Genomic DNA, 19,264 nt, shown 5'->3' on the forward strand with positions numbered 1-19,264 from the left:
CACCACGCACTGCGTGAAGTCTGGGCGCGGTTGTGGTGTTTCGGCGTGATTGTGGTGTCTCGAGGGCGGCGCGGCGCTTCGACAAGCTCAGCGACCGGGGACCGGGGTTCGGCTCAGCTACCGGGTTCGGCTCAGCGACCGGGGTTCGGCTCAGCGACCGGGGTCGGCGCAGCGACCGACGTCAGCCGGTCAGTGCGGGTTCGGGGTGAGCGTGTACTTCGTCTGCAGGTACTCGTGGATGCCCTCTGCACCGCCCTCGCGACCGAGGCCCGACATCTTCCAGCCGCCGAACGGCGCGGCCGCGTTGGAGACGACCCCCAGGTTGAGGCCCATCATCCCGGTCTCGAGCCGGTCGATCATCCGCTGTCCGCGCGAGAGGCTCTCGGTGAACACATACGACACGAGTCCGTACTCGGTGTCGTTCGCGAGGCGGACGGCGTCGTCCTCGGTGTCGAACGGGATGATCGCCAGCACCGGACCGAAGATCTCTTCACGGAGAATGTCGCTGCCGGGCTGCACGTCGGTGACGACGGTCGGCTCGTAGAAGGTTCCCGGCCCGTCGATGGCCGAGCCACCTGTGCGCACCTGCGCACCGCGGGCGACGGCATCCGTCACCAGCGACGAGGCCTTCTCGACCGCCGCGCCGTTGATGAGCGGACCGATCGCGACGCCGTCTTCGGTGCCGCGGCCGATCTTGAGCCCCTGGACGCGCTCGGTCACGCGCCGGGCGAACTCGTCGGCCACCGACCGCTGCACGATGAAGCGGTTCGCGGCGGTGCAGGCCTGGCCGACGTTGCGGAACTTCGCGAGCATCGCACCGTCGACGGCCTTGTCGAGGTCGGCGTCTTCGAACACGACGAAGGGCGCGTTGCCGCCGAGTTCCATCGACGTGCGCAGCACACCCTGCGCTGCCTGCTGCATGAGCCGCTGCCCGACCTGCGTCGAGCCGGTGAAGGAGAGCTTGCGCAGCCGCGGGTCGCGGATGATCGGCTCCGACACCGCGCCTGACGTCGATGTGGTGAACACGTTCACGACCCCTGCCGGCAGCCCGGCGTCTTCGAGCAGCTTCGCGAAGTAGAGGGTGGTGAGCGGCGTGAGCTCGGCCGGCTTGATGACCACCGTGCAGCCCGCGGCGAGCGCGGGTGCGATTTTGCGGGTCGCCATCGCCAGCGGGAAGTTCCACGGCGTGATCAGGAAGCACGGGCCGACCGGATGCTGCGACACGATCATGCGACCGGTGCCCTCGGGGTTCGGCCCGTAACGCCCCTGGATGCGCGCGGTCTCCTCGCTGAACCAGCGCACGAACTCGCCGCCGTAGACCACTTCGCCGCGGGCCTCGGCGAGCGGCTTGCCCATCTCGATCGTCATCAGCAGGGCGAAGTCCTCCTTGCGCTCCTGCAGCAGGTCGAACGCACGCCGCAGCAGCTCGGCCCGCTCGCGCGCGGGGGTCGCCGCCCAGGCCGGGAACGCCGCGGCCGCCGCGTCGAGGGCGGCCTTGCCATCGGCGGGCGAGGCATCCGCGATCTCCTTGACGACCGTCCCGTTCGCGGGGTCGTAGACCTTGAGCGTCTTGCCGCCCTCGGCGGCCCTCCACTCGCCGCCGATGAACAGCGCATCAGGCACGCGCGCCAGCAGCTCGGTCTCACGGTTGTCGGTCATGGGGGGACCCCTTCGTCGGGCGGACGGATGCGAGTGGTCGCCGTCCATGGTCTGGCTCGGTGCCCATTCTGCCCGCGCGACGGGCGCGGAGCGATGTACACCGCGTACATCGACCCCCACTGCATTGTGCGACGCGGATACCGGATGCCGCGGCATCCGTCCCCCGGCGCCGGCAGGGTCAGGCGTCAGAAGACGTCGTCGACGAAGGCCACGTTGTACACCGCGATGCGCTGCGGCACGTCGGCGAACGCCTCGGCGCGCGCATCCGACGCGAGATACGCCTTCTCGGTCGCGAGGAACGCCTCTTCGTCGCCTTCGGCGCTGACCGCCCAGACGAACTCGTTCGTCGCGCGCAGCCCGTAGGCGAAGTCGATCGCGAACCCGGCCGCGGGGCGGACCTTCGGCATCCATTCCTGCCACCACGCCAGGAATGCGTCGTATTCGCCATCGACCAGGGTGTACCGCCGCAGTTGGATCGTCCTCATCCCTGCATCCTCCCACGCAGGCCGCCCTCGTATACTCGGAGCGTCCGGCGGAGTGTCACTCCCGTCGATGTCCGAAAAATGGGCACGAGTCGCTCGAGTCGAGCGCGAGACACATACGGAATCCCTGCCGGGTCGCACCGGCCGCCGCTCCCCCGCAGGGGCGCGGCACGATCACCGTCCCCGTGTCAGAAGGCTCCGTCATGTCCACGGTCTCCGCCCACATCGCCCGCACGCTCGCCGCCCACATCGACCACGTCTTCGGTGTCATGGGCAACGGCAACGCCTACTTCCTCGACGCGCTCGAGCAGTCGAAGCGCGTGACCTTCACCGCCGTGCGGCACGAGGCCGGCGGGGTGGTCGCCGCCGACGCGTATCATCGCGCCTCGGGGCGTCTCGCCGTCGCGACCGCGACCTATGGCGCCGGGTTCACCAACACCCTGACCGCCCTCGCCGAGGCCGTCCAAGCGCATGTGCCCCTCGTCCTGGTGGTGGGCGACGAGCCCACCTCGGGCCGGCGACCGTGGGGCGTCGACCAGATCGCGCTCGCGTCGGCCGTGGGTGCGCGCACCTACACCGCGGGACGCACGGATGCCGCGGCCACGACCGTCCTCGCGATCGAGCATGCCCTCACCTACCGGGTGCCGACCGTGCTCGCGATCCCGTACGACATCGCCGCGCTCGAGGCCGGACCCGTTCCGGTGGCGCCGGAGCCGCGAATTCCCGAGCCCCTCGCGCCGCACGGCCCCTTCGCCCACGGCGCGATCCGCGACCTCGCGCAGGCGCTGGCCGAGTCGTCGAAGCCGTTCCTCCTCGCCGGCCGCGGGGCGTGGCTCGCGGACGCCGGAGCGGCGCTCGGCGAGCTCGCCGCGCTCACCGGAGCGATCACGGCCGGGACCGCGCTCGGACGCGGCATCTTCCCGGAGTCCGAGTTCGACCTCGGCGTGACCGGTGGATTCGGCGCAGAGGGCGCGATGGACCTGATCCGCGAGGCCGATGTGGCCGTCGTGTTCGGCGCGTCGCTCAACCAGTTCACGATGCGCTTCGGCGAGCTGTTCGCTCCGGGAACCAGGGTGTTCCAGATCGACACGGCTCCGACCGCGACGCATCCGCACGTCGGGGGGTACATCCGCGGCGACGCAGCCGTGGTCGTCCAGCGGCTCCTCGATGAGCTGACGTCGCAGGGCTCGGCGTCGACCCGATGGCGGGAGTCGGTCGACCTCGCCGGGGTGCGCTCCTATGACTCCGGCGTGGGGATCGCACCCGACGGGCGCCTCGACCCGCGGTCGGTCGCGGTGCGGATCGGCGAGCTGCTGCCCGCGGATCGGGTCGTCGTGTCGGACGGCGGGCACTTCATCGGCTGGGCGAACATGCACTGGCCGGTCGCGTCCCCCGACCGCATGATCATGGTGGGCACGGCGTTCCAGTCGATCGGGCTCGGCCTGGCGTCGGTTCCCGGCGCGGCGCTCGGCAAGCCCGACGCGACGATCGTGCTGACCACCGGCGACGGCGGCGCGCTCATGGCGCTCGCCGACCTCGAGTCGGCCGTGCGGGTCGCGCGCGGCCGGGGCCTCGCGGTGGTGTGGAACGACGCCGCCTACAGCGCCGAGGTCAACCTGTACGGCCTCAAGGGGCTCGCGATCGAGCCGATGCTCATCCCCGAGGTCGACTTCGCCGGCTTCGCCCGGGCGGTCGGCGCCGAGGGCGTGGTCGTTCGCTCGCTCGCGGATCTCGATCGCCTGGAGTCGTGGGCGGCGGAGGATGCGGCATCCCGCCCCTTCCTGCTGCTCGACTGCCGAATCTCGGGCGCGGTGATCGCGCCGTACCAGCAGGAGATCATCCGCGTGAACTCCTGACGGGGCCCAGGGCGACCGATCCCTCGCGCGGTCGAAACCGCCACACGCGCCCGCCCGCAACGACTTCGACTACCGGTTTCGACCGCGCGAACGTAGGGCAGGCGACGGATGCCGCGGCTCACGCTCCGCGGAACTCCGGCTTGCGCTTGGCCTGGAACGCGGCGAAACCCTCGCGGTAGTCCGCGGTGTCGCGCAGCGACTCCTGCCCGCGCGACTCCTCGGCGACCACGCGCCACAGCCGGTCGTCGCGCAGGATGTCGATGAGCCGCTTCGACGCGAGAAACGCCTGCGTCGGACCCGCGGCCGCACGCGCCGCGCGCTCTCGTGTGAACGCGAGCAGTYCGTCGCGGGGCACCGCCCGGCTGAACAGCCCGGCCGCCACCGCCTCGGCCCCGCTCATGAGGTCACCGGTGAAGATGAGGTCCAGCGCCCGGTGCGCGCCCAGTCGCTCGTAGAGCAGCGCGTGACCGCCCGAGTCGAGCAGAGCGCCGATGTTGACGAACGGCGACCCCACCTTCGCGTCCGCGGCGAGGTAGACGACGTCGGTCGCGATCGCGAGGCCGAGCCCGACCCCGAGGCACGCCCCCTGCACCGCCGCGAAGGTCGGCGCGGGGAAGGCGGCGATCCGGCGCATGACGCCTTTGACCGCCCCGAGGTATCCCGCCACGTCGTCTGTGGCCGGGTCGACGCCGGCGATGTCGCGGCCCGCACAGAACGCGCGCCCCTCCCCTCGCAGCAGGAGCGCGCGGACGCCGGATGCCTCGGCACGCGCGTACGCGGCATCCAACTCCCCCAGCGCCTCGAGCGAGAGCGCGTTGAGCTTTTCTGGGGCGTTGAGGGTGATCTCGGCCACATCGTCGGCGATCGCGAGGTCGATCACGGCTCCTCCTACACGTCGTAGTCGACCACGACCGACTCGGTCGTGGGGTGGGATTGGCAGGTCAGGACGTAGCCGCGGTCGAGCTCGTCGGGTTCGAGCGCGTAGTTCTGCGTCATGGAGACGGAGCCGGTGACGAGCCGTGCACGACACGTGCCGCACACTCCGCCCGCGCAGGCGAACGGCACGTCGGGGCGCACCCGCAGCGCGGCATTCAGGATCGACTCGTGCGCCGACACCGGGCTGTCGACCGTCGACGACTGGCCGTCGAGGGTGAACTCGATGCGGCGGACGGGCTCGTCCTCGCGCACCACCACCGGGCGCCCCGCCGACGGCTCGGGGCGATCACCTTCGCCCGTCGTGAAGAGCTCGTAGCGGACGTGCGCGGTGTCGACCCCGATGTCGTCGAGGGTGTCGCGGCAGAGCTGGACCAGCTCGAAGGGACCGCAGAGGAACCACTCGTCCACGGTCTCCGGCAGCACGAGGACGTCGAGGATGCGGCGCAGCCGGGACTCGTCGATGCGGCCCGACAGCAGCGGAGCCGATCGCTGCTCGCGGGACAGCACATGGTGCAGCGCGAGCCGTGTCGGGTAGCGGTCCTTGAGGTCGGCGAGGTCTTCGAGGAACATGACGTCGGTCGTCGAGCGGTTCGTGTAGACGAGGGTCACCCGCGATGTTTCGGACCTCGCGAGAACCGTGGCGGCGAGCGCCATGAGCGGCGTGATGCCCGATCCCGCGGCGATCCCGGCGACGTGCGCGCCATCGAGATCGGCGAGCGTCGAGGTGAAAGTGCCCTGGGGGCTCATCACGTCGATCTCGTCGCCGGGGCGAAGCTCGGTCTGCGCCCAGGTCGAGAACCGGCCGCCCAGGTCGCGCTTGATGGCGACACTGATCGAGCCGGGTGCGGGCGGGCGGCACAGCGAATACGAGCGCCGCACCTCGTGTCCGTCGAGGTGGGCGCGAAGCGCGACGTGCTGCCCCGCGAGGTAGGCGAACTCGCCCTGCAGGCGCTCGGGGATCTCGAACGTCACCTCGACGGCGGCCTCGGTGAGGGGTCGCACCTCGGCCACTCGGAGCGCGTGGAATCGGGCACGCTTGCGTGCGGGCACGGTCGGGCCGCCGACCGCGCTCGCCAGCAGCGCATCCGCGACCTGAGCCGCGCCCTGGGCCGATCGAAGGGTCGCGCCGGAGGGCGCCGCGAACGGCGCAGGGAACGGTGCGGCCATCAGTGCACCTTGAAGTGGTCGAAGGGCTCGAGGCACGCGCGGCATTCGTACAGCGCCTTGCAGGCCGTCGACCCGAAGCGGGCGACCTCACGCGTGTCGAGCGACCCGCAGCGCGGGCACTTCACGGCAAGCTGCACCCGGATCACGCCGCCGACGGACGCGCGCCCGCTCGGCGGCGCGATCCCGTAGTCGCGCAGCTTCGTCTTGCCCGCCTCGCTCATCCAATCCGTCGTCCATGCCGGAGCGAGCGTGAGCCGCACATCCACCTCGTCGAATCCCGCCCCGTTGAGCGCGAGCACGACGTCGTCGCCGATCGCTTCGATGGCCGGGCACCCGGAGTAGGTGGGCGTGATGGTCACCGTCACGCGGGACCCGTCGACGGAGACGTCGCGGAGCACTCCGAGATCCTCGATCGTGAGGACGGGCACCTCGGGGTCGGGGATCGCCGCGGCGATCGCCCAAGCGCGGGCCGTGGCGGTCACCATGTCGCCCCCGGATGCTGCCGGGCCAGCACCTGCAGCTCTGCGAGCAGGAACGCGAGGCCCGGGAAGTGCACGCCGCGTCGGCCTCCGGCCGACGAACTGGGCCCCTGCGGCACGTCCAGCCCCGCTTCGGCGAACACGGCGTCGATGACGGCGTCGAAGCCCGCGCGCAGGCTCGACGGTCGCACCGCGACACCCTCGAGGCGCTCGATGAGCGGCTCGTCCCGGAAGAGCTCGCCGACATAGGGCCACACGTCGGCGATGGCGCGCAGCATCCGTCGTCTCGATTCTTCAGTGCCGCCGGCGAGTCGCAGCGTCCACTGCACGGCGTGGTCGCGGTGGTACTCGACCTCCTTCACCGCCTTCGCGGCGATCGCCGCCAGCGTCTCGTCGGTCGACCCTGCCAGCGCCGAGTAGAGCTCGAATTGATAGACGGATGCCGCGAGCTGGCGTGCGATCGTCTGCGCGAAGTCTCCGTTGGGCTGCTGGAAGAGCCACGCGCAGCGGAAGTCGGGCTCATCGCGCCAGTAGGCGAGGTCGTCCTCGGTGCGCCCGTCGTACGTGCCGGCGTAGCGCAGCAGGGACCGGGCATGACCGAGCAGGTCGAGCGCGATGTTCGCGAGCGCGACGTCTTCTTCGAGCTCGGGCGCGCGCGCGATCCACGCGCCCAGCTGCTGCGAGAGGATGAGCGCGTCGTCCCCGAGCCACAGCGCGTATTCGGCGACGTCGGCGCTCGCCGCACGTCCCCCTTCCCCCGCGAGCTCCGCGGAGAGTTCGATCTGCTCGACGGTGACATTGCCGTGCGGGTCGGTCTCGGTCACAGGTGCGGCACCCCCTCGGACGCCGTGTAGTAGACGGCGTGGCGATAGTTCTTGCCCGCGGGGCTCTCGAAGAACGCGCCCTTCGAGTCGGGGTCGCTCGTCGTGATCGCATCGGCGGGCACCACCCATACCGACGTGCCTTCGCCCCGGCGCGTGTACACGTCGCGCGCATTGCGCAGCGCGAACTCCGCATCGGGTGCGTGAAGCGACCCGGCGTGCACGTGGCTCAGGCCACGGCTCGCGCGCACGAACACCTCCCAGAGCGGCCACGTCTCGCGGTCGGAACCGCCCGGAGTCGCCATCATGCCACCGCCCCTTCGACAGGCTCAGGGACCGGGGAGAAGCGCTCGGACTGCTTGCGGGCGTATTCGGCCGCCGCTTCGCGCACCCATGCGCCGTCCGCATGGGCGTCCCGTCGGTTCCTGATGCGCTCCGCATTCATGGGCCCGCGGCCCGCGAGTACCTCGTGGAACTCGGTCCAGTCGATCTCGCTGGTGTGCCAGCGCTTCGCGTCGTCGTCCCACCGCAGCTCGGGGTCGGGGAGCGTCACACCGAGCACCTCGGCCTGGGGCACCAGCATCCCGATGAACCGCTGCCGCAGTTCGTCGTTCGAGAACCGCTTGATCTTCCACGCCGTCGACTGGGCCGAGTTGGGCGACTGGTCATCCGGCGGACCGAACATCATGAGCGACGGCCAGTACCAGCGGTTCACGGAATCCTGTGCCATCTCCTGCTGCGCGGGCGTGCCCTGCATGAGTGAGAGGAGGATCTCGAAGCCCTGACGCTGGTGGAACGACTCCTCCTTGCAGATGCGCACCATCGCGCGTCCGTAAGGTCCGTACGACGCGCGGCACAGCGGAACCTGGTTGCAGATCGCGGCGCCGTCGACGAGCCAGCCGATGGCGCCCATGTCTGCCCACGTCGGCGTCGGGTAGTTGAAGATGGACGAGTATCGGGCGCGTCCGGCGATGAGCTGGTCGGTCATCTCGTCGCGCGTGATCCCGAGGGTCTGGGCCGCCGAGTAGAGATAGAGCCCGTGGCCGGCCTCGTCCTGCACTTTCGCCATCAGGATCGCCTTGCGCTTSAGGCTCGGGGCGCGCGTGATCCAGTTGSCCTCGGGCTGCATACCRATGATCTCGGAGTGGGCGTGCTGCGAGATCTGGCGSATGAGCGTKYKRCGGTAGGCCKSCGGCATCCAGTCCCGCGGCTCGATGCGCTGCTCGGCTGCGATGAGCTCGTCGAAGACCGTCTGCTGGGCGGCCTCATCCTGTGGTTCAACAGGTCGAAGGGCGGCTGTGGTCATCATCGACTCCTCATTTACAGACCGTTCGTTCAGTAAAGTGTACTCCATGCCCTGCCGACGATCCCGCGGGGCTGTCAGTCGGCGGTTCGGTCGGCGGTTCGGTCGGTGGTGAGGGATCGGCCGCGGAACTCCGCGACCACGTCGCCGGTCTCGTCAGTGACGGTGACGTCGTACAGCCCGGTCCGGCCGCTCACGGTGCGGCGGACGGCCTCCGCGGTGAGCGTCTGCCCTGCGCGGGTGGCCTTCAGGAAGGTGATGTCGGCGCCGGCGGCCACCGTCACACGCTCGTCCTCGTTGCACGCGATCGCGAAGGCCGTGTCTGCCAGTGCGAACACGAGTCCGCCGTGCGTGATGGCGAAGCCATTCGTCATGTCCTCGCGCACACGCATGGACACGACCGAACGTCCAGGTTCATCGACCTCGACGACCATGCCGAGGGCGGCGGATGCCTGATCCCGCTGCATCATCGGACGCACGGTCATGCCTCCACCCGTTCGAGCTTGTCCGCCCGGTCATCGAGCTTGTCGAGATGCTTCGCCACCAGCGTGAGCACGTCGTAGGTCGCGACGATCTCGTCGCGCTGGTTGAGGATCACGGCATCCCACCGCACTTCTCCGTACTCGTCAGTCTCGCGCGGCGTGATCTCCTTCGCCGTCAGCACCACGCGGATCTCGTCCCCCGGGGACACGGGAGTGATGAAGCGGAGGTTCTCGAGTCCGTAGTTGGCGAGCACGGGACCGGGATCAGGGTCGACGAACAGCCCGGCCGCCCAGGAGACGAGCAGATAGCCGTGTGCGACGCGACCCGGGAAGAACGGGTTGGCCGCGGCGGCCTCCTCGTCCATGTGCGCATAGAACGTGTCGCCGGTGAAGTGCGCGAACGTCTCGATGTCGTCGAGCGACACCGACCTCGACGCGGACGCGATCTGGTCGCCGATGCGCAGCTCATCGAGCGACTTGCGGAACGGATGCCGGTCGCTGCGTGCGGTGGCACCCTGGTGCCACACGCCGGTGAGGGCGGTGAGCATCTCCGGAGACCCCTGCAGGGCGGTGCGCTGCATGTGGTGGAGGACGGCGCGGATGCCGCCGAGCTCCTCGCCACCGCCGGCGCGGCCCGGTCCACCGTGCACGAGGTGCGGCACCGGCGAGCCGTGCCCGGTGGAGGTGCGCAGGTCGTCGCGGTCGAGGAACAGCAGTCGCCCGTTGAAGGCGCCGATGCGGGCGAGCAGAGTGGCGGCGACCGCCGGATCGCTGGTCGCGACGCTCGTCACGAGCGAGCCGCCGCCGAGGGCCACGAGGTCGCCGGCCTCGTCGACCGTGTCGTACGCGAGCACGCTCGCGACGGGTCCGAACGCCTCTATCTCGTGCACGGCGGCAGCCGAGGCATCCGTGAATCCGATGAGGAGGGGCCCGAGGAAGGCGCCGTCCGGGGCATCGCCCGTCGTGCCGTCGGCGCGGACGACCTCGGGCAGGTCGGTCGAGCCCAGCAGAACGAGGCCGCCCGCCGCTTCGAGCGCCGCGACGCTGCGGAGCACCTCGTCGCGCTGCTCGCGCGAGACGAGCGGTCCCATCGTCACGGTCTCCACATGCGGGTCGCCGATCACGACGCGTTCCGCGATCTTGGCGGAAAGGGCGGCGACCAGGGCATCGACCGAGCCCGCCGGCACGATCGCGCGCCGGATCGCGGTGCACTTCTGGCCGGCCTTCGTCGTCAGCTCGACCAGCAGCTGCTTCACGTAGGCGTCGAACTCCGGCGTGCCGGGCGTAGCGTCCKGACCGAGCACGGAGGCGTTGATCGAGTCCGTCTCACTCGTGAACCGCACTCCCCCCGCCGCCTGCTCGCGCAGCTTCGCGGCGGTCGACGCGCTTCCGGTGAACCCGACGAGGTCGCCGAGCCGAAGGTGGTCGAAGAGGCCAGGAACACTCCCCGACACGAGCTGCAGCGACCCGGCGGGCAGCAGGCCGGACTCGACGAGGATCCGCACCCAGGCCTCGGCGACGTAGGCGGTCGGTGTCGCCGGCTTCACGAGGCTCGGGACTCCGGCGAGGAACGCGGGCGCGAACTTCTCGAGAGCGCCCCACATCGGGAAGTTGAAGGCGTTGATCTGCACCGCGACGCCGGGGAGGCGGGTGTACACGTGCCGGCCGAGGAACGACCCATCCTTTGCGAGCGACTCCACCGGACCGTCGAGGTACACCTGCGCGTTCGGCAGCTCGCGGCGGCCCTTCGACGAGTAGGTGAAGAGCACGCCGATGCCGCCGTCGACATCGCTGAGCGAGTCGCGGACCGTCGCACCTGCGCGCTTCGAGAGCTCGTAGAGCTCCTCCTTGCGCGCCGTCAGCGCGATGCCGAACTGCTTCAGCAGCAGCGCGCGCTGGTGAAACGTGAGCGCGCCGAGGCTCCGCTGGCCGACCGTGCGCGCATGCTCCAGTGCGCCGGCGAGGTCGAGCCCGTCAGTGCTCAGACGAGTGACCTCCTCGCCCGTCGAGGCATCCCGCACCGTGACCCCCTTGGTCCCTGAGCCTGTCGAAGGGCCGGCAGGGCTCCACCACGCATCCTGCACGTAGCTCGGCAGGACCTCGATCCCTGTGCTCACTGTTCGCTCCATTCGTAGAATCCGCGGCCGGTCTTGCGGCCCAGGTGTCCGTCGGCGACCATCCGCCGCAGCAGGTCGGGCGGCGCGAAGCGGACGCCCAGTCGCGCGTGCAGCTCCTCGGCGATTCCGAGGCGCACGTCGAGCCCGACGAGGTCGGTCGTGCGCAGCGGGCCGATCGGATGCCGGTAGCCGAGCTCCATCGCCCCATCGACGTCGGCGGCCGAGGCGACGCCCTCCTCGAGCATGCGGATGGCCTCGAGACCGAGCGCGACACCGAGGCGGCTCGACGCGAATCCGGGGCTGTCGCGCACGACGATGGGAACCTTGCCGATCGCGGTGACCCATGCGCGGGCGTCGGCGACGAGCTCGGGCGCGGTGGCGCGCCCCACCACGATCTCGATGAGCTCCGACGCCGGGACCGGGTTGAAGAAGTGCAGGCCGATGAAGCGGTCCGGGCGGGTGAGGCCGAGCGCGAGGTCGTCGATCGAGATCGAGGAGGTGTTCGTCGCGAGCACGGAGTCCGCACCGAGCACTCGCTCAGCGCGTCCGAGCGCGTCGGCCTTGAGCGCGCGATCTTCCGGCACCGCCTCGATGACGAGCCCGCAGCCGGCGAGCGCCGCGGCATCCGCCCCCGTCTCGATGGCAGCGGTCAGGCCGGCGAGGTCACGCGTCGTGCCGCCGCGCTGCACGCTGCGATGCAGACTCTCGAGCACGCGAGCGGATGCCGCGGCCGCGGCATCCGCGTCCCTCTCGATGACGACGACCGAGGCGCCGGCGAGCGCGAAGGCGTGCGCGATGCCCGCGCCCATGCGTCCACCGCCGATCACGCCGACGTGGGCGGGCACGGCAGGCGCCGTGTCTTCGCCGGGCGTGCGGGTCATCGCTTGCGCCTCTCCAGGAACGCGGTCATTCGCCGGTGCTTCTCGGGGCTCTCGAACAGCTCGGCCTGCAGTTCGAGCTCGATGGTGGGGTGCGCGTCGGGTGCGGCGCGCAGCGCCGTCTTGGTGTGGCGGGTCGCGAGCGGGTCGTTCGCGGCGATGCGGTCGGCGAGCGCGAGTGCCGCGTCGAGGAGTGCGTCGGGTTCGTGCAGCGACGAGACGAGCCCCCACGCGAGTGCGTCATCGGCATCCAGAATCCGTCCGGTCAGCAGCAGCTCTGTCGCACGCGCCTTGCCGACGATCTCGGGCAGCCGCCAGGTGGCGCCGGCGGCGGCGATGATGCCGAGTCCCGTCTCGGGGTTGCCGATCCGCAGGCGCGGCGTGCCGATCCGCAGGTCTGCGGCGTAGGCGAGCTCGGCACCGCCGCCGAGCGCCCAGCCGTCGAGCGCGGCGATGACCGGCATCGGGAGCGCGCGGACGCGCTGGAACGCGCGGGTGTTGATGCCGCGGCGCGCGTCGTCGGCGCGCCGGTCCCGCAGCTCGGCGATGTCGGCGCCCGAGGCGAAGACGCCGCCGGCACCGATCAGGATGAGTGTGCGCGGCCGTTCTTCGAGTTCAACGCACAGAGCGTGCAATTCGTCGACCATGGTCTGGTCGATCGCGTTGCGGACCTCGGGTCGGTCCAGCGTCGCCACCACGCGGTCATCGCGGCGCTCGATGCGCAGCGCGTCGGACATCGTCATCCTCTCGTCATCCGCTCCGGCGCGGACGAGTCGCTTGAATATCTAACCGATCGTTCAGTAATAGCAGATCGATGGCCCTTCGCCAAACACACCCCCGCGACGCCGCTCCCGCGATCCGCCCACGCTCGCTTCGGAGCGGAGTGTCAGACTGGACCCGTGCCCGACCCGACCACTGCCCCACCGGAGCACATCGCCGCGCCCCGTCGCGGTCGCCCGGGCTACGACCGCGATCAGGTGCTCGAGATCGCGGTCGCGCTGTTCAACGAGCAGGGCTACGACGCGACATCCGTCGCCGACCTCGCGACCCGGCTGGGACTGACGAAATCGGCGCTGTACCACCACTTCGATTCGAAGGAGCAGCTCCTCGCCCTCGCCCTCGACGAGGCGCTCAGCCGGCTCGAGGGCGTCTTCGACGAGCCGGACGCCCGCGAGGGCTCCCCGGCGGAGCGCCTCGGCGCCGTGCTGCGCGGGGCCGTCCGCGTGCTCGTGGACCGGCTCCCCTACGTCACGCTGCTGCTCCGGGTCCGCGGCAACAGCGCTGTCGAGCGGGCCGCGCTCGAGCGACGCCGCGCGTTCGACCACCGCGTCACGGCGCTCGTCGTCGAGGCGCAGCAGGCCGGAATCGTGCGGGACGACATCGACGGGCCGGTCGCCACTCGCCTCATCTTCGGCATGGTCAACTCGATCGTCGAGTGGTACCGCCCCGGCGGCCCCGTCGATCGGGAACGCCTCGCCTACGACGTCGTGACGATGGCGCTCGACGGGATCCGCACGCGCTGACGACACCCCCGGCGGTCCCTGAGCGTGTCGAAGGGTCCGCGGCGCTACGCCAAGCTCAGCGACCTGTGCCCGGCTGCGCGAGCATGTGCTGCGCAAAGAACGCCGTGAGCTCGTCCGTCGCGGTCAGCGGCAGCACCGCCGCCACGTACTGATCAGGGCGCACCACGACGACGACACCGTCGCGGGACAGACCGCGCTCGGAGAAGATGTCCACGCTGTTCCACGCACTGGGGCCGGCGGCGTAGACCTTCTCCCAGTCGGTCAGACCCAGCGGGCCCGTCTGAGGCAGGAACGCCTTCGGCACCCGCGAGATGTCGACCTCCTCGAAGCGCTGCTGATAGATCGCCTTGACGTCGAACACGAGGTCGACGTCCGCGCCGACGGGGGTGAACCGCGCCACCGGTGACTCCGGCGACGACAGCCACTCCGCCCACGAGGCGAGCGTCGACGGTTCGCCTGCTGCGGGAGCGTCGGCGAAGGCGTAGATGCGCCAGCGTCCGTCGGCCTTGGCATGGTGACCGAGGTGCACGACGTTGCCGTCGCACACGCGCACCACCTCGGCGGATTTGAACCGTTTGCCGAGGGGAAATCCCTCCGCGAGCGCCTGGTGCGCGGCATCCGTCACGATCATCGACTCGCCGTATTGGGTCATGAAGCCGGAGGGGAACTCGGCGGTCGCGAGGTAATAGGTGGCGAGATCCTGCGGGTCGGTGATCTCTTCAGGCTTGCGGGCCATGAGCGAGGACCACTCCTTGTCGAAGTCGATGAGCTGCTGGGCGACGGGCTGCCGCTCGGCGGAGTAGGTCGCCAGCAGCGACTCGGGGCTGCGGCCGGTGAGCACCGCGCCGAGCTTCCAGCCGAGGTTGAAGCCGTCCTGCATCGACACGTTCATGCCCTGCCCCGCCTTGGCGCTGTGGGTGTGGCAGGCGTCGCCGGTGAGGAAGACGCGAGGGGTGCGGTCCGAGCCCTCGGGCACGTCGTCGAACTTGTCGGTCACGCGGTGGCCGACCTCGTAGACGCTGTGCCAGGCAACCTGCTTGACGTCGATCGAGTACGGATGCAGGATCTCGTTCGCCTTGCGGATGATCCCCTCGATCGGCGTCTGGCGCACGCGGTGGTCGTCATCGTCGGCCACGGCGCCGAGGTCGATGTACATGCGGCTGAGATAGCCGCCCTCGCGTGGGATGTGCAGGATGTTCCCCGCCTCGGCGTTGATCGCGCATTTCGTGCGCCAATCGGGGAAGTCGGTGTTGACGAGCACGTCCATGACGCCCCACGCGTGCCGCGAGATGTCGCCCACGTGCGTGCGCCCGATCGCCTCTCGCACGCCGCTGCGCGCGCCGTCGCACCCGGCGACGTACTTCGCACGCACCGTGCGCTCCTCCCCTGCCCGCGCTCCGGCGGTGTGCCGCACGCGCACCTCGACCGGGTACTCGCCCCCGTCCTCAACCGTGAGGCCGACGAATTCGACGCCGTAGTCCGGGACGATCCGACCGGGTCCGTGCGCGGCGGCTTCGGCGAAGTAGTCGAGCACGCGCGCCTGGTTCACGATGAGGTGCGGGAACTCGCTGATCTTCAACGCGTAGTCCTCGGTGCGCGCCGTGCGGATGATGTTCTTCGGATTCTCCGGATCAGGGGTCCAGAAGTTCATATAGGCGATGTTGTACGCCTCGGCGACGATGCGCTCGGCGAACCCGAAGGCCTGGAACGTCTCGACGCTGCGCGGCTGGATGCCGTCCGCCTGACCGAGCACGAGACGCCCGTCACGGCGCTCGATCATGCGGGTCGTGACCTCCGGGAATTGCGACATCTGCGCGGCGAGGAGCATCCCCGCGGGGCCGGATCCGACGATGAGCACATCCATCTCGTCGGGGAGATCGGCGGGGCGATCGAGGCCGGCCCCCGACGCGTCCTGGACGCGGGGCTCGCCGGACACGTAGCCGTGGTGGTGGAACTGCATGAGATGTCCTCCGGACGACACTGTCGAGATGGCCTTGCGGGGTGGAGCGCCTCGTTCTATATTCGAACGGAACGTTCTACTATTGAACAGATCGTATACGTTCCGCGTGAGGCACGCAAGAGGAGATCTCCATGACGGATGCCGCGACCACCGTGCCGCCCTCGCAGACGCTGAGCCGCGGCATACGGATCCTGGAGATCCTCGCCGACGCGCGTGAGCCGCTGTCGATCGATGAGACCGCCAGGCGCCTGGGCGTACATCGCTCGGTCGCCTATCGCCTGCTGCGCACGCTCGAGGATCACAGGCTGGTGACGCGCGACAGCGCGGGACGCATCCGGCTCGGGGCCCGGATGGCGGCGCTGGCCGCCGGAGTCGCACACGATCTGCAGGCTGGGGCCCTGCCCGAGCTGACCGCCGTGGCGAACGAGCTCGGCATGACGTGCTTCCTCACCGTGCTCGACCACGACGAGTGCATCACGCTCGCGAGCGTCGAGCCGCGACACGCGATCGCCTCGGTCGCCCAGCGACCGGGTGCGCGTCATCCGATCACCGTGGGCGCCCCCAGCAAGGCCATCCTCTCGGCGATGGCAGCGTCCGAATGGCCCGTCGAGGTCGGCGACCGGCTGCGCTCCGAGATCGCCCAAGCCGCGGAGCGGGGCTGGGCGACGAGCCATGACGAGGTCATCCCGACGGTGCAGGCGGTGTCGGTGCCCCTGCGCCTGCGCGGTGGGCAGCGCCCGGCGGCCATCGCCGTCGTGCACGTGTCGAGCCCCGTCGATCCCGCGGCGATCGCTGCGCGCCTGGAGCGGTCGGCCGCCGCGATCCGCGAAGCGCTCGGCGGCTGATCCCGCTCAATCGCAAGTGCTCAGGCGACCTGCAGCACCGACGCGAGCACTTCGTCCGCCCAGGCGACCGCCAGGTCGCTCGGCAGATCACGGCTCGAGGCATCGTGCCGACCGTAGCGGCCGATCCGCTGAGCGCCGAACTCGGCAAGCATCTCGTCGATGATCTCGCTTCCGCGGCTGTAGTGCTCATAGGTGTGGTCACCGAGGCCGAACATCGCGTAGCGCAGGCCGACGAGATCCGGGTGCTCGCGTCGCACGCGCTCGTAGAAGGGCTTCGCGCTCTCAGGAAGGTCGCCCTCCCCATGCGTGGAGCAGACGATGAGATGGAGCGCCTCCGTGTCGACCGACATCGGTTCGACGTCCTGCAGATCCGCCACCTCCACGTCGTGTCCACTCCGAGCGAGCGAATCGCTCACGTCGTCGGCCACCATCTCGGCGTTGCCGCTCTCAGTGCCGAACATCACGAAGATCTTCATGCCGGGTCCTTCCTCTCCTGGAGGGTCGATTCGACGCGCGCCAGGACGGCGGCGTGCTGGGCAGGGTCGCTCAGCTTGCGGCGGCACCGGCTCGGTCCCGCCGCGGTGCGCTCCAGATCGTCGATCGCGCGCCACAGCGCCACCCACGTGCGTCCGCCCCGCGCGACCGACGGGAGCGCATCCAGGCCACCTCGCTCGGGCAGGGGCGGCACGGCGGCGACCCGCTCCGCGACGTCGCGGGCACGGGAGCGCTGTTCCGGGATGGTTCCTCGCGCGCCGGTTGCCAGCCATCCGGCGGTGATCAGCCGGGCGTCTTCGCGGAACGACTCGGACTCGAATCCGACGGCGGTGATGACGGTGTCGGTGGGAATCGTGAGAAGTGCTCCGGACTCATCCGCGACGTCGATCCCCACCACCCGCTGATCGCCTCGCACGGCGACGGGCGTCCGACCGAAATGCAGCACGATGTCGACGCGGGCCGACCCCGCCCGCTCGACGCCGACGATGTGGGAGAGGCCGGCGCGGCGCGCCGCCTGGTCTCCGCCGGCGACATGCACCACAGCGCCGTCGATGTCCAGGATCTCCTTCAGCATCGCCTCGTCCCAGCGCGGCCGCCAGCCGCGAGCGACGAGGTCGATCCGGCGGACCGGCGACGGCACGATGGTCGACAGCAGGTCATCGTCGAGGTCAGAGCCCTCGAAGTCGGCGGGCGCCTTCGCCAGGAGGCGCACGACGTCGAGCGCGACGTTGCCCGCCCCGACGACGACCGGCGTCACACCGATCCTGGGCTCCGCGTCGAACTGGTCCGGATGCCCGTTGAGCGCTCGTGTGAATTCGCCGGAGCCCACAACGCCGGACAGCCGCGACCCCGGGATGCCGAGGTCGCGGTCACGGCTGAGCCCCGTCGCCATCACGACGACGTCGAAGGCATCACGAAGGTCGTCGACGGATACCTCGCCGCCGACGTCGACGCCGGTGATCAGGGTGACCTGCGGAGCATCGAAGACTCGCTCGAATTGCCGGGAGACAGCCTTCGTTCCCTGATGATCGGGAGCGACCCCGTGTCGAATGAGGCCGAACGGMACCGACAGCCGCTCGAGCAGGACCAGTTCGGCGTCGGGAAGTCTCCGGATGATCGCCTGGGCGCTGTAGCACCCGGCTGCGCCGGCACCCACGATCGCGACCTTGGTCATGGCTCCTGCCTCACCACTCCACGGGGAGCGCGGTCGTGCCGCGGAAGACCCAGCCGCGGAACTCGACCGCGTCCGGGTCGGCAAGCCGAAGCGTGGGGAACTCGGCGAACAGCCGCGGCAGGCCGACGGCGCCGACCATGTCGCGTGCGAGCCAGTTTCCCGCGCAGATGTGCGTTCCGTTGCCGAACGACAGGTTGGTGACGCGCTCCCGGAACAGGTCGAACTCCTCGGGACGCTGGAAGATGCGCTCGTCGCGGTTGGCCGACGCCACCACCACGCCGATGCTGGAGCCCTTCGGGATCGGCACGCCGCCGACCTCGGTGTCGCGAGTGACGAACCGGGGATACATGCCGACCGGGGACTGGTGCCGAGCGGTCTCTTCGAACACGTCTGCCCACTCCCGCTCGGACCGTGCGACAGCCGCGAGCTGTTMGGGGTGCGTGAGCAGCTCCCAGACCGCACTGGAGATGACATGACTCGGCTCGTTCACTCCACCCGAGATCGCGAGCTTCACGTTCGCGCGCACCACCTCGTCGGGGATGTCGTGCGGAGCGTGGAGGAACGAAGAAAGGATCGAGTCGTCGGGCTTCTCTCGCAGCACGGCGGCAGACTCGACGATGGAGGCCTCGATCTCCGCGTTCACCCGCGCTGTCTGGGCCCACATGTCCGAATCGTCGACGACGTTCCCGATGCCGGCGATCAGCGTGTGCGACCAGTCCATCATCGTGTCTGCGGAGACCCCCTTCAGCCCCAGCACAGCGGTCAGATTGTCCGCGGCGAAAGGCACGGCGTATTCACGGAAGAGGTCGGCCCCGGGGCCGAGCTGCCGCAGCCGCTCCAGGTGGAGATCGGCATTCCTCTCGAAGACCTCATGCCACGTCGACTTGATGGCGACCGGACGAATCGCCCGCGAGAGCGTCATGCGTTCGGGCTTGTGCTCCGGGTCATCCTTGCGGAGCATCGAGCGCCCCATCGCCCGCACCATGGTGGAGCGCTCCGCGGGCTCGTGCGCGCTGAATGTCTCCTGGTCCATCTCGATCGAGAAGCAGTCGTCGAAGGTGGTCACGAGGTATCTGTTGAGCGAAGG

Annotated in this window: 19 protein-coding genes; 3 read left to right on the plus strand and 16 right to left on the minus strand. The window is 70.1% G+C overall.

The genetic code is table 11. From position 1 onward, the window contains the following. Window positions 1-189 precede the first annotated feature (189 nt). Both AC1DVT_RS07840 and AC1DVT_RS07845 read right to left on the minus strand, forming a co-directional pair. Window positions 190-1,659: an NAD-dependent succinate-semialdehyde dehydrogenase gene (locus AC1DVT_RS07840; protein WP_477387952.1), complete on the minus strand. Its 1,470-nt coding sequence runs from the start codon at window positions 1,657-1,659 to the stop codon at window positions 190-192. 185 nt (window positions 1,660-1,844) lie between these two features. Further along, window positions 1,845-2,144 carry a hypothetical protein gene (locus AC1DVT_RS07845; protein ID WP_457100003.1) on the minus strand — a complete coding sequence of 100 codons (300 nt, stop codon included), beginning with the start codon at window positions 2,142-2,144 and terminating at the stop codon, window positions 1,845-1,847. 200 nt (window positions 2,145-2,344) lie between these two features. Between AC1DVT_RS07845 and AC1DVT_RS07850 the strand changes: the two genes are divergently transcribed. Continuing rightward, window positions 2,345-3,997 (plus strand): thiamine pyrophosphate-binding protein, encoded by a 1,653-nt coding sequence (locus AC1DVT_RS07850; RefSeq protein ID WP_477387954.1) that lies wholly within the window; start codon window positions 2,345-2,347, stop codon window positions 3,995-3,997. Between the two features lie 118 nt (window positions 3,998-4,115). Here AC1DVT_RS07850 and AC1DVT_RS07855 read toward each other — a convergent pair whose 3' ends face one another. The 10 genes from AC1DVT_RS07855 to AC1DVT_RS07900 all read right to left on the minus strand — a co-directional run bounded on the left by AC1DVT_RS07855 (window position 4,116) and on the right by AC1DVT_RS07900 (window position 12,923). Then, window positions 4,116-4,877 (minus strand): enoyl-CoA hydratase/isomerase family protein, encoded by a 762-nt coding sequence (locus tag AC1DVT_RS07855; protein ID WP_477387956.1) that lies wholly within the window; start codon window positions 4,875-4,877, stop codon window positions 4,116-4,118. Between the two features lie 8 nt (window positions 4,878-4,885). Then, window positions 4,886-6,100 carry a 1,2-phenylacetyl-CoA epoxidase subunit PaaE gene (gene paaE / locus AC1DVT_RS07860; RefSeq protein ID WP_477387958.1) on the minus strand — a complete coding sequence of 405 codons (1,215 nt, stop codon included), beginning with the start codon at window positions 6,098-6,100 and terminating at the stop codon, window positions 4,886-4,888. After that, a complete protein-coding gene (gene paaD, locus AC1DVT_RS07865) occupies window positions 6,100-6,585 on the minus strand; it encodes a 1,2-phenylacetyl-CoA epoxidase subunit PaaD (protein WP_477387960.1) in 486 nt (161 codons plus the stop codon). Before paaD ends, paaE begins: the two co-directional genes overlap by 1 nt. Then, entirely contained in the window at window positions 6,579-7,403 is an 825-nt protein-coding gene (gene paaC / locus AC1DVT_RS07870) for a 1,2-phenylacetyl-CoA epoxidase subunit PaaC (protein WP_477387962.1), read from the minus strand. Before paaC ends, paaD begins: the two co-directional genes overlap by 7 nt. Continuing rightward, entirely contained in the window at window positions 7,400-7,705 is a 306-nt protein-coding gene (gene paaB, locus AC1DVT_RS07875; protein ID WP_457100150.1) for a 1,2-phenylacetyl-CoA epoxidase subunit PaaB, read from the minus strand. Before paaB ends, paaC begins: the two co-directional genes overlap by 4 nt. Then, window positions 7,705-8,706 carry a 1,2-phenylacetyl-CoA epoxidase subunit PaaA gene (gene paaA, locus AC1DVT_RS07880; RefSeq protein ID WP_477387964.1) on the minus strand — a complete coding sequence of 334 codons (1,002 nt, stop codon included), beginning with the start codon at window positions 8,704-8,706 and terminating at the stop codon, window positions 7,705-7,707. The genes paaB and paaA overlap by 1 nt, the downstream gene beginning before the upstream one ends. Window positions 8,707-8,780: 74 nt before the next feature. Continuing rightward, window positions 8,781-9,188, minus strand: coding sequence for a hydroxyphenylacetyl-CoA thioesterase PaaI (gene paaI, locus AC1DVT_RS07885; protein ID WP_477387966.1), 408 nt, complete (start codon window positions 9,186-9,188; stop codon window positions 8,781-8,783). Beyond that, window positions 9,185-11,314 (minus strand): phenylacetic acid degradation bifunctional protein PaaZ, encoded by a 2,130-nt coding sequence (gene paaZ / locus AC1DVT_RS07890; protein WP_477387968.1) that lies wholly within the window; start codon window positions 11,312-11,314, stop codon window positions 9,185-9,187. Before paaZ ends, paaI begins: the two co-directional genes overlap by 4 nt. Next, complete coding sequence (locus AC1DVT_RS07895) at window positions 11,299-12,183, minus strand: 3-hydroxyacyl-CoA dehydrogenase family protein (RefSeq protein WP_477387970.1); 885 nt, start codon at window positions 12,181-12,183, stop codon at window positions 11,299-11,301. The genes paaZ and AC1DVT_RS07895 overlap by 16 nt, the downstream gene beginning before the upstream one ends. Continuing rightward, complete coding sequence (locus AC1DVT_RS07900; protein WP_477387972.1) at window positions 12,180-12,923, minus strand: enoyl-CoA hydratase/isomerase family protein; 744 nt, start codon at window positions 12,921-12,923, stop codon at window positions 12,180-12,182. The genes AC1DVT_RS07895 and AC1DVT_RS07900 overlap by 4 nt, the downstream gene beginning before the upstream one ends. Window positions 12,924-13,079: 156 nt before the next feature. On the opposite strand from AC1DVT_RS07900, the gene AC1DVT_RS07905 reads away from it, so the two are divergent. Next, on the plus strand, window positions 13,080-13,703 hold the full coding sequence (locus tag AC1DVT_RS07905; protein ID WP_477387974.1) for a TetR/AcrR family transcriptional regulator: 624 nt from the start codon (window positions 13,080-13,082) through the stop codon (window positions 13,701-13,703). A gap of 55 nt (window positions 13,704-13,758) precedes the next feature. On the opposite strand, the gene AC1DVT_RS07910 is transcribed toward AC1DVT_RS07905, so the two are convergent. After that, on the minus strand, window positions 13,759-15,663 hold the full coding sequence (locus AC1DVT_RS07910) for an FAD-binding monooxygenase (RefSeq protein WP_477387976.1): 1,905 nt from the start codon (window positions 15,661-15,663) through the stop codon (window positions 13,759-13,761). A 131-nt stretch (window positions 15,664-15,794) separates the two neighbouring features. Here AC1DVT_RS07910 and AC1DVT_RS07915 point away from each other — a divergent pair, with 131 nt between their 5' ends. Next, entirely contained in the window at window positions 15,795-16,508 is a 714-nt protein-coding gene (locus AC1DVT_RS07915; RefSeq protein WP_477387978.1) for an IclR family transcriptional regulator, read from the plus strand. Window positions 16,509-16,528: 20 nt separating this feature from the next. Here AC1DVT_RS07915 and AC1DVT_RS07920 read toward each other — a convergent pair whose 3' ends face one another. The 3 genes from AC1DVT_RS07920 to AC1DVT_RS07930 all read right to left on the minus strand — a co-directional run. Beyond that, the gene (locus tag AC1DVT_RS07920; protein WP_477387980.1) at window positions 16,529-16,984 is read right to left on the minus strand and encodes a flavodoxin domain-containing protein; all 456 of its coding nucleotides are present in this window, start codon (window positions 16,982-16,984) and stop codon (window positions 16,529-16,531) included. Further along, window positions 16,981-18,177 (minus strand): FAD-dependent oxidoreductase, encoded by a 1,197-nt coding sequence (locus AC1DVT_RS07925; protein ID WP_477387981.1) that lies wholly within the window; start codon window positions 18,175-18,177, stop codon window positions 16,981-16,983. The genes AC1DVT_RS07920 and AC1DVT_RS07925 overlap by 4 nt, the downstream gene beginning before the upstream one ends. A gap of 10 nt (window positions 18,178-18,187) precedes the next feature. Continuing rightward, window positions 18,188-19,264 (minus strand): cytochrome P450 (locus AC1DVT_RS07930; RefSeq protein ID WP_477387983.1); only part of this gene is annotated, 1,077 nt, incomplete at its 5' end.

The sequence above is a fragment of the Microbacterium sp. P2_F9 genome (genome assembly GCF_056403635.1).